At 58.4% G+C, this 13241-nt stretch carries 8 protein-coding genes; 3 read left to right on the top strand and 5 right to left on the bottom strand.

What is annotated here, in order from left to right:
* Positions 1–242 precede the first annotated feature (242 nt).
* Both H0921_RS16550 and H0921_RS16545 read right to left on the bottom strand, forming a co-directional pair.
* Positions 243–1145, bottom strand: coding sequence for a RimK-like protein (locus H0921_RS16550; protein ID WP_194539639.1), 903 nt, complete (start codon positions 1143–1145; stop codon positions 243–245).
* 273 nt (positions 1146–1418) lie between these two features.
* Positions 1419–3329 (bottom strand): GAF domain-containing protein, encoded by a 1911-nt coding sequence (locus H0921_RS16545; protein WP_194539638.1) that lies wholly within the window; start codon positions 3327–3329, stop codon positions 1419–1421.
* Positions 3330–3867: 538 nt separating this feature from the next.
* Between H0921_RS16545 and H0921_RS16540 the strand changes: the two genes are divergently transcribed.
* Both H0921_RS16540 and H0921_RS16535 read left to right on the top strand, forming a co-directional pair.
* The gene (locus H0921_RS16540; RefSeq protein WP_194539637.1) at positions 3868–5310 is read left to right on the top strand and encodes a PDZ domain-containing protein; all 1443 of its coding nucleotides are present in this window, start codon (positions 3868–3870) and stop codon (positions 5308–5310) included.
* A gap of 394 nt (positions 5311–5704) precedes the next feature.
* Positions 5705–7000 carry a serpin family protein gene (locus tag H0921_RS16535; protein WP_194539636.1) on the top strand — a complete coding sequence of 432 codons (1296 nt, stop codon included), beginning with the start codon at positions 5705–5707 and terminating at the stop codon, positions 6998–7000.
* A gap of 144 nt (positions 7001–7144) precedes the next feature.
* On the opposite strand, the gene H0921_RS16530 is transcribed toward H0921_RS16535, so the two are convergent.
* Entirely contained in the window at positions 7145–8428 is a 1284-nt protein-coding gene (locus H0921_RS16530; RefSeq protein ID WP_194539635.1) for a BBP7 family outer membrane beta-barrel protein, read from the bottom strand.
* A 96-nt stretch (positions 8429–8524) separates the two neighbouring features.
* Positions 8525–9376, bottom strand: a complete 852-nt coding sequence (locus H0921_RS16525; protein WP_194539634.1) for a hypothetical protein — start codon at positions 9374–9376, stop codon at positions 8525–8527.
* 449 nt (positions 9377–9825) lie between these two features.
* Between H0921_RS16525 and H0921_RS16520 the strand changes: the two genes are divergently transcribed.
* Positions 9826–10785 (top strand): DUF1571 domain-containing protein, encoded by a 960-nt coding sequence (locus H0921_RS16520; RefSeq protein ID WP_194539633.1) that lies wholly within the window; start codon positions 9826–9828, stop codon positions 10783–10785.
* A gap of 185 nt (positions 10786–10970) precedes the next feature.
* Here the strand turns inward: H0921_RS16520 and H0921_RS16515 are convergent, their stop codons facing one another.
* Positions 10971–12938 carry a hybrid sensor histidine kinase/response regulator gene (locus H0921_RS16515; protein WP_194539632.1) on the bottom strand — a complete coding sequence of 656 codons (1968 nt, stop codon included), beginning with the start codon at positions 12936–12938 and terminating at the stop codon, positions 10971–10973.
* Positions 12939–13241: the final 303 nt, after the last annotated feature.

The raw sequence follows: 13241 nt of genomic DNA, 5'->3' as shown, positions 1-13241 counted from the left end.
CAGGGAGCACGCCGGCTGGCAGACGGCCATCATGAGCTAGCCCTACGATGGCCGTGGTGAGGTGGAAACATACGTGCACCTCCTTCATCGCTGTTTTCTCTTCCTCCCCCACGGTATGACGTTCTTAGGCCAAGCAAGGGACGTAACCCAGCCTGTGCTTTCTTGCGCTTTACGAGGCGATCCTCCACCTCCGGAACTACGAGCAGCACGGGGAACCAGGCGTCTGCCGTTGGGAACTGAAGTTAGAGAAGTAAAGCGGCGAGGGCCTCGGACAGCGGCAGACCCGTCGCTTGCTCGAATCCTAGAAACATTGGACTCGGATTAGCTTCGAGAAAGACGTATCGTCCCTCCGGTGTTAGGCGAAAATCGATGCCGGTCCAGAGCAACTCCAGCGCTTCAGCAATCTGACGGCACTGCTTGATCATCTCTTGAGGAAGCTGGTGAACAAGCAGGAGGGGGCAGGGATCATCCCGGTAATCCAGATGCGAGGTGCGGATTTCACAGGCCAGCACCTCTTTCCCAGCCACAAAGACGCGAACATTGGTGCCAGGGACTTCCTCTTGGAGGGTTACCGGGGCCAAACGGAGATGGGCCAGATGCTCTTCGTCCATATGGCGGGGTTCCAGGCGCTGGGCATGGGCGCCCCCCTGCACTGGCTTGAAAATACTGCGGGGATGCTCTGCTGCGAACTGCTTCACTTGGGCGGGATCATTGGTGACAATCGTAGCAGGAATGGCCACCCCCAACTGCGCCACGCGCGCCAATTGCACCGGCTTGGTGCGATGAAGTTGTTGAGCCTGCCAACTATTGACCCAGCGAGCCGGCAGGTCCTTGAGAATGCTGTCGAGCAGTCCTTGAGCATCGTATTCCGCGATGTACCGTTGATCCAGGTCCGGCAACGGAGGTACAGCCGCACCGTAACAGCAACGCCAATAGACCGCTTGAACTTCGGCCAAAGCCAAGCGTCGGCCCGACGGCAATCGCAGATAACCCTCCCGACTCACCGGCACGTAGTGGATGTGCATCTGCGTGGGGAACCAGCGGCTATCCACCAGTTCCACATCCGCTGCATACCGCTCCTTGAGATAGTGGTACATATGACAGGCATGCTGGTCGTCATAACTGCCCAGGATCACGATCGCCATGGAATCACCTCAGCCGAAGATGCCCGTTCCTCATCACGTCTCGTCGGAGCGGAGAATGATGCCTTCCACCCCTAACCGATTGCCCAAGCGTTTTCTACAGAAGCCTAACGGACTGATACAGAACAACCGCTCCGGTCTCTCGAGGGATAAAGGAGGGACGATTTGTTTCGGGGGAAGGAATTGCGACAAACTTTCCGGAATGAAACCGGGGAGCCCAAAAGGCACGGTACCGGGCACAAGTGGAATGGATTGGTCCCGCAGTAGAGAACAGATTCAGTTGGGTGGAGCCGTTACGGTCGGGGAAGGTTGTGGCTCAGCGGATGACGCCGGGGGCAGGTGGCTGGGATTGGGAGTCGGCAAGGCGTTCGATGCCGTCATGGAAGTTTCGGTCGCTGGAGGAGCGGGTGAGGCCGGAGGGGTGTCGGTCTCTGTTGAGGCCGGAGCAGCGGGCGAGATAGGGGTTGGCGCGAGTGGTGGAGGCAAGTCAGGCAGCAGTTTCAGGATTTGATCCTGGCGGAAGGGTTTGTAGAGGACGTGCTTCATACCATCGGCACGGGCTTTGAGAATCGAGTGAGCGGTATCGTACCCGAAGCCCGTGGTCATGGCAATCAGGGCACGGGGTGAGGCGCTCCGAAGGCGGCGATAGCATTCGTAGCCGCCCAAATCAGGAGGTTTGACTTCCTGCAAGATGACGTCGTAATCCGAGCTGGCAGCCATTGCCAAGCCATCGCTCGCAGTGGCAGCGGTTTCCACGATCGCTCCCAGTCGGCTGAGCACCAGATGGGCCTGCCGCCGCATCTGTTCGTCGGAGTCGATGACGAGGAAGCGCCGTCCGCGCAGCGGGCTTTCGCCGGTGGGAGCTAGGGGACCGAGGAGCAAGTTCTTTCCGACCTGGGCAACCCCTTCCTTGACGGCCCGCGCCGCGGCCCGCATCTTACGCAACCGCTCTGCCACTTCTGGATGGGTCGGCTGGAATTGCTCCAGGAGCACACTCGCACCTGCCACCACCTCATCCAGCGGCAAGGCGATCTCTTTGTTGACGGCGTCGATGGATTGGGAGGCGGTACAAATCTGCTGGGCGCTGAGTAAATCCAGGGTATGGAGGGCTGCGGCGATCTCCTTACTGAATAGCTCAGTGAATTGCAAGTCTTCTGGGCCAAAGCCGTTGACCCGCGGGCTTTCCACATTGAGCGTACCGATGACTTCATCGTGAAACTTCAAAGGCACTGTCATCGAACTCCGCGCGCCAGGAGCACCCTGAAGATAAAGCGGGTCTTTGGTGGTATCCGGGCAAAGGTAACTCCGGCCTGTATAGGCCACGTAACCAGTTACGCCGTTATCTGTGGGCCGGGCGTACAGTTTGCGATGGGCCGCTTCCGGAAGCATCCCGTCTTGCAAAAGGGGAATCAGTTCCCCCGTCTTGCGATCCAAGAGGCGGACCTCAATGGTGTCGTAGTGCAGCAGGTCGTGGATGCAATGGCGGAGATTCTGCTTGAGTAGCTCAATCCGGGAGCGCACATCCATTTCCGCCAACTGTTCTGGACTCAGACCCGCCAGTTCCCGTCCGGCTTGATGAAGTGCGTCGAGCTTCTGCTGTTGGACAATTTCCGGCGTGACATTGCGGAGCAGAACGACCAACTGCGTGACCTGGCCATCTGGCCCCAATACAGGCCGAATGTCGGCTTCCAGATACGGCTGGTCGCTACAGGTGGGGCAGAACAACCGCAAATGCACGACACGGCCTTGACGAGCAGGACCGAGCGGATCTTCTAAACGGGAAGTGCTGGGGGAATGCCAATCTGCTTCCGCCCGGCGTTGCGGGTCCAGAAAGTCCCCAACGGCGGCTACGCGCGCCTGCAAGGCCTCCAAGAACGGCCGACCCACCGGATCCCCTTGGGTGTAAAGCCGCAGAGTGGGATTGGCCCAGAGGATGCGCCCCTCAGCATCAAGGACGGCCAGACCTTTATCGATATTCTGCAGGATCAGTTCATCCCGCTGGAAGCGTTCCAAAAGCGGAGTCAGAATTTCCGGGCGTGCGATGACCGCATCATATTTTCCCGCGTGCAAACGCTGGGCCACCACCGCCGCTTCTGCCGGTACATGTTCCACGGCGGCCTGAGGCCACATCTCCCGCTCCCAACCAGGGGCAGGACCAATCAGCAATACCCGCGGTGCGTCTGACACGCTCCCTCCCTGGCCTTTTATTACCTCATCGTGCAGACAATTATAGCTTCCTTGTCGCTCTCGTCACAAGCATCCGCCAACCAGCGGCCTCATTCGCTCCCTCTTCCAATCCATCCTATCGCTTCCCTCAATCAATCCCATGCCCATAAGTAGTACTCAACGCAGGTGTCCGCTTCCGAGCATGGAAATACCCTGCCCTTGCGTCAAGACTCCTCAGCTAGCGCACAAGCACACCTCCTGAGAAAAGTCAATCCGTATAACTCAAGAACGCTCGTCCTCACTGAATCCTCACACCCAATCCAGGCCCACTCCCTCAGCACCTGATTATTTGGACACCTGGAGTTGGCATAATGTTATTGCCTGCACAATCCCTCCGGTTGACACGAGTGTATCCCCACATGGACAATAAGGGAAAAGGTAAGATTTTGCGCAAGAATTAGAAGTTGTGACCAACGAAACGTTGCATTCTCTCGTCGTATCTAATACAAGTGGCGAAGGGAATCGCACCGGTGGGAACAGTAGAAGAGGAGGCATGGACATGATGAACAGGCAATACGTCCAACGTTGGCTAGCGGCAATGATGGTGGTAAGTTGCGCGGCGCTCCTGCTCGGCTGGGGTGTCGCCTGGTCCACCGCGGACGAGCCGAAAGCAGCGGTATTAGCAGACTTGCGGGATGCCGTGCAGATGGCGGACAAGCGCGGCGTGAATGTCACAGAGATTCAAGAGGCACTTCAGAACTTGGAAAAGGCGTTACAGCAAGGATTGAAGATTGCACCGGATCAAACCAATCCCCCGAAGGAGTTACTAGCTTTACGGGAAGCTGTGGAAGCAGCGGCTCGCAAAGGGGAAAATGTCGATGCCATCCGCAAGGAGTTGGAAGCTGTCGAAAAGCAGCTCATTGGCCGGACTTTACAAGCCGAGCGTCCGTCCGTGCGTCCCCTGGATCCGCCGCGGGATCGCCCCGGTCGACCTCTGTTCCCGCCAGGGGACGGAGGGGTGATAATGCCCCCAGGCTTGGTCCTGCCTCGTTTACCGGGCAACATCCCAGGCATTGATCGGGAGCTGTTCGACAAAGCGCAGAAACTACGGGAGGAAGCCTTCCGCCAACTTTTGGAAAATCCCAATGACCCCGAAGCGATCCGCAAACTGGAAGAAGCGACACAACTGATGCTCCAAGCCATCGGCCAACCCCGTGTTCTTGTCGGCCCAGGATTGGGAGACGACCTGTTCCCCTTCTTCCCCGCGCCGGGAGACCGCCCCCGTCTGGGCATCCGCATGCAACGGATTCCGGAAGCCTTGGCCGAGCAGTTGGGGCTGGAGCCGGACCGGGGCATTCTCGTGACGGACGTTCTCCCCGACACACCGGCGGAAAAAGCGGGCTTCAAAGTCCATGACATTGTGCTGGAATTCGCCGGTAAGCCAGTCCCGGATGACCCCGAAGCCTTCGCCCGGTTGGTTCAAACCATCAAGGCTGGGGAAAAAGTCACCGCGGTAGTCCTACGCAAAGGCAAGCGCGTGGAACTGAAAGATATCACCTTGCCAGAGATCAAGCGGGAAGATCGGCCGCGTCCTCGCATTCCCGATCTACGGCGGGGCGGTATCGAGCCGGGTTTCGATTTCGAGAGATTCCCCCTCTTCCCGGACCCAGCTTTCCCCCTGCCAGGCGGTGGCAAAGCCCGCAGTGTTTCCATCACGTATTTGAACGGACAGTTCACCATCAAGGCCGTGGATGATGGCGTTCAATACACCATCACCGGCTCGCAGAACGACTCCAAACCCATCGAAAAAATCCTCATCATCGATGGGGACAACAAAGTGGAAGCGGACAAGCTGGACCAAGTCCCCGAAAAATACCGGCCCGTGATCAAGGAATTGCTCCAGCAAATTGGGCTTCCGGGCTTGAAGAACCAGCAATTACAACCTCGACTCCGTGACAAAGATTCAGCTCCGAAGGAGGACAGGGAAAAGAGGAAAGACTAAAGCCCACCGCCCTTGGATCGGTTACGACTGCAACAGCGAAAATCAGGGGGAGCCGGGGAGCGCCGTGAGCGGCAAAGATAGGCTCACGGGATGCCTGCCACCCGGCCTTCTTTATTTATGTTTCAATCTTTGCCCCTTGGGGACAGGCCACGGGTCGAAGCGGAAAAAAGCCCCGCTGCTCTAAAACAGAAAGTTATTCCCGCAGTCAGAGCTTCTTTTAGATCAAAGTATTTCCACCCCATCTCCTCGTAACGCATCCTTGACAAAACCAAAATATCCGTGACAAAACCAAACCGGTCCGTCTTCGTCGAATACTGTAGCGGGAGGTTACGAGAGCCACATCAGGAACACCGCTCCCTCCACTGAGGGGAGTCAACTCGACGGAGGACCTGTTATGCAGCGAAAACCTGGGTGGTATCCAACATGTGCCCGAACTTGGGGCTTTGGAGTGGTGTCAGGATTGGTCGTGAGCCTGGCGGTGATCGCGTCGCCCCGCGGCTGGACGGAGGAACCCCGTGCGGTACCTCAGCAACAATTGAGGCCTTTGGTGGAAGGCAACACCCGCTTTGCTTTCAATCTCTATGCCCAACTCGTAGCGAAAGACCCGAAAGGCAACCACTTCCTCTCGCCGTTTAGCATTTCCACCGCGTTGGCGATGGCCGCTGCCGGTGCTCGCGGTGAGACACAAGCCGAGATGATCCGCACCTTGCATCTGCCCGACCAGGCCTATGCCGCCTTTGGTGCGTTGTTGCGTGACCTTAATGGAGGCGACCCGGCCAAGCGAGGTTTCACCCTCAGTACTGCCAACGCCCTTTGGGCTCAACAGGGCTATCCCTGGCGGGCGGAGTATAAGAAGCTCCTCCAACAAGATTTCCGAGCCGGACTGTTCGACGTGGATTTCATCTCTGAGCCAGAACAAGCGCGCAACACAATCAACAAATGGGTCGAAAATGAAACCCGTGAGAAGATCAAGGACCTGATACCCCCGAGAGCTATCACACCGCTCACAAGGGCGGTGCTGACCAATGCCATCTACTTCAAAGGGGATTGGCTATCACAGTTCGACAAAAAGAAAACCCAGGAGCAGCCGTTCACCCGCCTCGACGGCAGTCAGGTCAAGGTGCCTTTGATGTACCAATCCAATCCCAAGGACTGCTTGTATGCAGAAACTCCTGACTTGCAGGTTCTGGACCTGCCTTATGTCGGCAAACGGTTGAGCATGACCATACTCTTGCCGAGGAAGCACGACGGGTTGCCGGATTTGGAAAAGCAACTCAGTGCTGAAAAGTTGACGCAGATTCTGGGCGCTTTGAGGCCTGCCGGGAAAGTTGAGGTCTTCTTGCCGCACTTCCGGTTAGAAATGCAACAACCGTATTTGCTGAACGAGCCGCTGAAAGCACTGGGCATCAAGAAGGCTTTCACGACGAAGGAGGCCGACTTTAGCGGTATGCACAGCGGTCCGGAGAAGCTGTTCATTTCCCATGTGCTGCACAAAGCCTTCGTCGAAGTCAACGAAGAAGGGACAGAAGCCGCAGCAGCCACAGCGATTGTGTTCGCCCTAAGTGCTACGCGTCCTACTCCAAAGATTTTCCGAGCCGATCGGCCTTTCTTGTTCCTGATTCGTGACCAGCAAACCGGGAGTATCCTGTTCCTAGGCCGATTGGTGGACCCCCCAAGCAGCCAGAAGTGAGGGAGTTCGCTCGCTCTATCGTACCGCAGACTCAATCGCTGCGATCTGACCGCACCCCTCGGTTCGCTTTTAGAGAACCAAACCTGCTCGTCGCCGCTGGTATCATCGCCGGCGGCACAGCATTTTTGGTGCTTTCATTTCCTGTTAGAAGCGGGCCTCTAAACCCAAGCTGAGGGATTGCAGCCACAGGTCTGTCAGTCGGGGAGTGGTCCGGGGATCCAACGCGTCGGCTAGGCGGATGGAGCGACTCAGGTAATGAAAGGTATAGCCAGCATACAAGCGGAGGTGGTTGCCCACTTGCCGGCCCACGGTCACCTCCAACGCAGGCAGGACGGCGAAACGCTCTCCCCAGCGGCTATCTAGCCCCGCAGGGCGTTGCCAGGCAGCCGGTCCCGGTGCGAACGTGCCGGTGAACAAGCCGGTGCTTTCGATCTTCGGGGTGACCACTCCCCAGGCCACTTTCACCGCTCCCGCGACGAACCATGGCCCGCCACGATATTCCCCCGCCAGTCCCACTTGCCCCCCGTGGAACGGATTGGACGCTGCCAAACGATTAAAGCGATGCTGATCAACCGTGCTCCCATCTGGCGGTTCGCCGAAGTATAACTCGTCCTGAGCGAAGGCATGACGGTAACCCAACAGCAGGTCCAGGCGGTACTGCGGTGTGCAGAGCAAATTGTGGCGGTAGTTCACATCCGCCGTGATGTACCAGGAGGTGTAGGTGAGCGGGAAGACGTCGAGCAGAGGGGTTCCCGGTGGAAAGACGAGTAACTGAGGCGCACCACCTCGCACTCCGTCCGGGAAGAGCACGAGCATTTCCGGGGCGTAACCTGGAAAAATCGTGGCGTTGCCGCCGAGCACGAACAAACCCGCTTCCACTCCCCAGCGGTTGAGAGAATCCAGCCAGAACCCCCCATTAAGAGAGAACGCAGCTTGAAACGTGGGTACATCGCGGCCGGCTGTCAACAGATACGGGCCGAGGAAAGCCGAGCCATCTTGGTCAGGGATGGCCAAGCGCAGGTTCTGTTGCAGGGGCGGAACCGGCCACCAGGCCAACTCCAGGGCCGGGCGAACCCACCAGCGGCCCGGCGGGTAACATACGTCGGGACCACGCCGCGGTGCTACCGGTGGCAGATAGAGATAGCGGGGATCATACTCCAGCCCCGGCGGAGACGACGTGCCAGGAACGGTTGCGGGATCGTCTGAACCCGTCGTTGCTGGGGGAGGGACTAGAGGCAGAGGAGCATCGGAAGAGGGCGGGGTTGGAGCCAACGTGCTGGCCGGCGGCGTAGCACCAGGCGGCGAGGTATCCTGAGCCCAGAGGAATGTCCCCGAAAACACCACACCCCCCAATACCCCCAGGCTTAGCAGCAGATGCACTCCCACCGTGTTCCCACGATCACTGCGCCGTTTCGCTCTGACCAGCATATCTTCGGCTCCTGGCAAGCAGCGGATGAACCGTGTGATCCGCCTGCAAACCTCACAGCGGACAGGTCCATGAAACGCACGGCGGAGGTGGAGGGGTCATTGACCCAGGATCAACGGCATGAGAAAGGTATGGATGAATCCTGGAGCGTGCATGCCATGATGGCCGCCGTGATGCCCCGTCCACGCCACCTCCGGAGACCAGAAGTGCTGCCGCAAGCGGCGGGCAATCAAAGGATCTTGGGCGGCCTGCTGGGCTTGGCGAAAGCCCCATCGGCCGGCGGCGGTCCCCGACCAGAAATTGTCAGTTGTTCCCACCACCCGCACAACGAAGCCTAAGGCTACCCAATCTCGCTTGCTGCAGAAAACGTCTACTCCTTCCCGTGCGGAGAGTAAAGTCGGGCGCAGATCATAACCCGCGGACACGCTGGGAGCCAGCAACAAGATACGATCCAGGCTATCCGGTGGGAGAACATCACCCGCTCCCAAAGCTACGGCACAACCCGCGCTATGAGCCACCAGGACCATTCGCCGGTCCGGCTGCCGCTGCCGCTGGTCCCAAATCGCCTCAGCTAGGCGCGCTCCCTGCCGCCGTGCATGTCCGCCGTCTATCTGATCCTTCAGCAGGCGGCGATAGCCATGGGACCAGGGAAATACGGCCAATTCCACCGGATTTCCTGCCACGGCATTCGCATGCGCTAAAGCCGTCGAGCAACCTTTCAAGTCTCCGGCACCATCCACCACCCACACCAAAGGCTTGCCGGCTGGGAAGCGGGATGGTTCCGCAGCGGCGGCTGACCAAGCCAGGCAGTACGTCTGATGCACAATCGGAACCGCAGAAGGCGGAAGTGATACTTGGTGCTTCTCTCCCCGCCAGCGCAAGGGACCCGCCCAAGCGATGGCCGTCGCCAATAGACCGATTCCCACTGACCCGATTACCCAACGTCCCATAACCGTCTCACTCCTCATCACTCATGCGCCTGCCCGCATTCCAAATCTTCAAACGGATCAGGGCGACAGTTTCTCGCCGGCACATCCTCTGGAATCGCTTCGATAGCTCAAGTCAGGCACGAATCCGTTCCACCGAATCGGTTCCCTGCGTTTCCGAAAGGTGTTTGGGGTGTCGTCCAAGTCCTCTCGCTTTTTTCTCGATGTTGGATACTATCGGCCCGTCCGGGATGCAACTGCATTTGTCCGGCCCCAGCGGGACAAGCTAGCACGAGTATGCAGACCGGGTAAGCGGCGTCGGATTGGGAAGTGGGCGGACAATTTCCGCAGATTCCTTATTCATTTCACGGAGAGACAAAATGGGTAAGATGGACTGGACTCCACCGGCCACCCTGTTTCCTGCCCCCGTTGGCGAGGCCATCGGCTCGACACCCCCCAGGAAAGGACGAAGGATGCGGTACTTACTGCTTGGAAGCATTTTGGTGCTAACGGGTGGGGTGTGGGCGTGCTGGACCTGGTTCCGTCCCGCTCCCCCCCTGGCAGAAGGCGAAGAGTTTTACGACGACCAGAAACCCCTGCCCGAAGCGGAAGCCTTCCTGCGCCTGCTCCTCGATCACCAGCCGGTCGAAGCCCTGGAGAAGTGCCTGGCACGCTACCAGCGGGAGGTACGACACGGCATGACCGCCACCCTGATCAAGAAGGAACGGATATACGGCCAACCTGCGCCGCCGCAGGAACCCGTGCAGGAAGTCATCGACCTCGCTGTTCGCGGCGATGTGCCGGATGAATCGGGCCGTACTCACATCCAGGTCCGCATGATCTGGCGCGAAGGTGCACGCCAGGTGCTTGGTAGTCCCGTACGCGGGGTGCTCTTTGTCGAAGAACAAGGAGGTGGAAAAGATAAAATCCTAACTTACCGGCCGCAGGCCCTGCTAAGACCCGAACACTACATTGCTCTCAATGACGTAAGCGCTCGCTCCTCCTCTCGCTACTGCGTGCGCGATGCGGGTCTTTATCGCGGCATGCTGCGAACCTACACCGTCTGGAAGCAGCGCCACCAAGCCGGCCGGCTCCAGGTCCATTACCTCGCCACCGAAGCCGTCGATTTTCTCGATGGACGCGTCTGCCACATCCTGGAACGGAGTTGTCCCGAACCGGAAGTCGATCCTTTTGAGATTGGCGGCACGCCCAACATCCGACCCGGCGATCAGCCAGCCGATTTGGGCGTCGTTCGCGTGCGCATCTACCTCGATGCCGAACGCTGGCTGCAACTGGGAAGCGAATTGTACCGCGCTGATGGCCACCTCCTTGCCAGCTACTACTTCCGCAACGTCAATCTTGAACCAACTTTCGCACCGGATGAGTTCACTCCAGAAGGACTCAAACGCCGCGTCGCCGCCCTGGGGAAATAGCGCCGTCAAAATCTATTCTGTACGAAGCAGGGGTGGTCAGGCAGGATCCAGCAAGCCTGATGCTCCCTTTGCCTCCCTTTCCCTAACAGTCAGCTTTGTTGGAAGAAGCAGGAACCGAAAACAGCCTCCCACTGGCATAAGAGAATATCATCGCCCTTGGACAAGGGCAGTGCGGAGAGTGCCAATTATGCGGCTTCCTTGCTACCGAGCAACTGACGCACCAAGGCCATCAGCTCTTCCGGACGAAACGGTTTTTGCAAGAAAGTGATACGATCGGCTCCGCTGGGCAGAATGCGGCCATCTGTATACCCGCTGGTCATAATCACCGGCAAGGCGGGGGACAACTGGCGCAGGGATTTGAGCAGTTGATCGCCGGACATGCCGGGCATGACCACATCCAACACGGCGAGGACAATCTGGGGCAAATACTGGCGGCAGAGTGTCAATGCCCCTTCCGCTTCTGCGGCCAGCAACGGTTCGTAACCCATCTCCTGAAGCGTCGAGGCGATAACTTCTCGGATGTAAAGCTCGTCATCGACCACCAGAACCTTGGGCGGGCCAAGTGGCGTGGCTTCGCCGATCTGCATCGGCTTAGCAACTTCCCTCGGAGTGATCGGCCAGTAAATCTCCAGGAGCGTGCCTTGACCCATCTGGGATTCCAGACGGATACCTCCTTGGTGCGAGCGCAGAATTCCCAATACAGCGGCCAACCCCAAACCACGGCCAGCAAATTTGGTCGAGAAAAAGGGGTCGAAGACGCGGCTGTGCAACTCCGGCGGAATTCCGATCCCGGTATCCTGGACACAGACGCATACATACTCCCCCGGTGGTGGCAAGAGCACAAAGCCCTTCGTCGCTTCTCCTTTTTGGATTTGCCGCCGCTCCGTGCTGATGGTCACCACTCCCGCCTGGCCTTCCAGAGCTTCCAATCCATTGGTGAGGAGATTGAAAATCACCTGCCGCACCAGCGCAGGGTCCGCCCGAATCAGAGGCAGATCCGGCGCCAGTTGCATACGCAACTGCTGCCCCGCTCGGCAATGCCCAGACAGCATCTCAACTACCGCCTGTATCACAGCGTTGACATCGTTGTCCGTGCGTGCCAGTTGGCTACGTCCCGCATAAGCCAACAGTTGGCGGCAGAGTTCCGCAGCGCGATGGCAGGCTTGTTCGATCTGATCCAGATACATATTGACCACCGGGGAAGCTCCCACCGCCCGGCGTGTCAAGCCGGCTCCTCCCAGGATAACCGTCAGGAGGTTGTTGAAATCATGGGCGACGCCACCCGCCAAGACTCCGAGGCTTTCCCACTTCTGCGCTTCGAGCATTTGGCGATAAAATGCTTCCCGTTCTGCCTCCGCCCGCTTCCGCTCCGTGATGTCACTGGTCACGGCAACAATCCGCACAGGCCGGCCCGCGTCGTCATAAATGACCGTTCCTCGCGTGGCGAACCAACGAGTCGAACCGTCGGCGGCTGGAACGCGGCCCCGGAACTCATAACACATCGGCTCTCCAGTCTCGATGGCCCGCTGCCGCCCCGCCACAACCACCGGTACATCGTCCGGATGTACGGCTACTAGCGAACCTGTTGCGCTAGTAAAATCAATTTCCTCCGCCGGCACTCCGTAAAACTCTTCCAGTGGCGCGGTAGTTACCCAACGCCCGGTGCGCAGGTCCAGGTCCCAGGCGAACATCCGGGCACTGTCCAAGGCGACCTTCAAGTGTGCCTCGCTCAAAGTGAGCGCTTCCACCACCTGCCGCAGTTGGGCCTCCGAGCGTTTCAGGTCCGTGATGTCCGTCATCAGCCCGGACCAGACAACGCTACCATCCTCCAGACGACGCGGTATCCCGTGGATGCGCAACCACAACTCCCGCTGAGTGTGTGGGTTGACGATGTTCAAATCCCTGACCCAGGGTGTCAATTGCCGCGCTGATTCGTAAATCGACGGCAGAAAATCCTCAGACAAATTGCGAATATGGGGAAATTGACCGCTGGCAAATGAGGCGTTCACATCGGCATCGCTTAGCCCCGTCAACTCCTTTAAATTGCCGGACAGGGTGTCATAATGCAGCCGGCCGTCGGGATACAGCCGCAGCTCATAAAGACAGCCCACCGCCGCGGGTAGCGTCACTCGAGTTCGCTCCAACTCAGCCATAATGCCTCTTGATCGATTCCTCAGGATGCGTCGATCGGCTCACCTCTGACTCCAAGTATGCCCGAACGTGTTCTGCAAATCGACTTTTCTTTCAGAAACAGCAAAGCCGTGCTGTCCATCATCCTAGAATATCCACGGATCGCATCCCAGAAAAAAGTGCGCTTTGGCACGAGATTGTCCTTGGCCTATCCGCAGAGTTTTCGATTCACCGTCGAAATTGCAACTTGTCCTTAGCCTCTGCCTGTTTTCGAATCATCCCATAATCGCATGCTTTGATCTCAAGGTTTGCCTGGGCAGGTAAAC

The organism is Thermogemmata fonticola (genome assembly GCF_013694095.1).
GTDB lineage: Bacteria > Planctomycetota > Planctomycetia > Gemmatales > Gemmataceae > Thermogemmata > Thermogemmata fonticola.
Note: the sequence above shows the minus strand (reverse complement) of the source record. Positions and strands in the feature narration are given on the sequence as shown.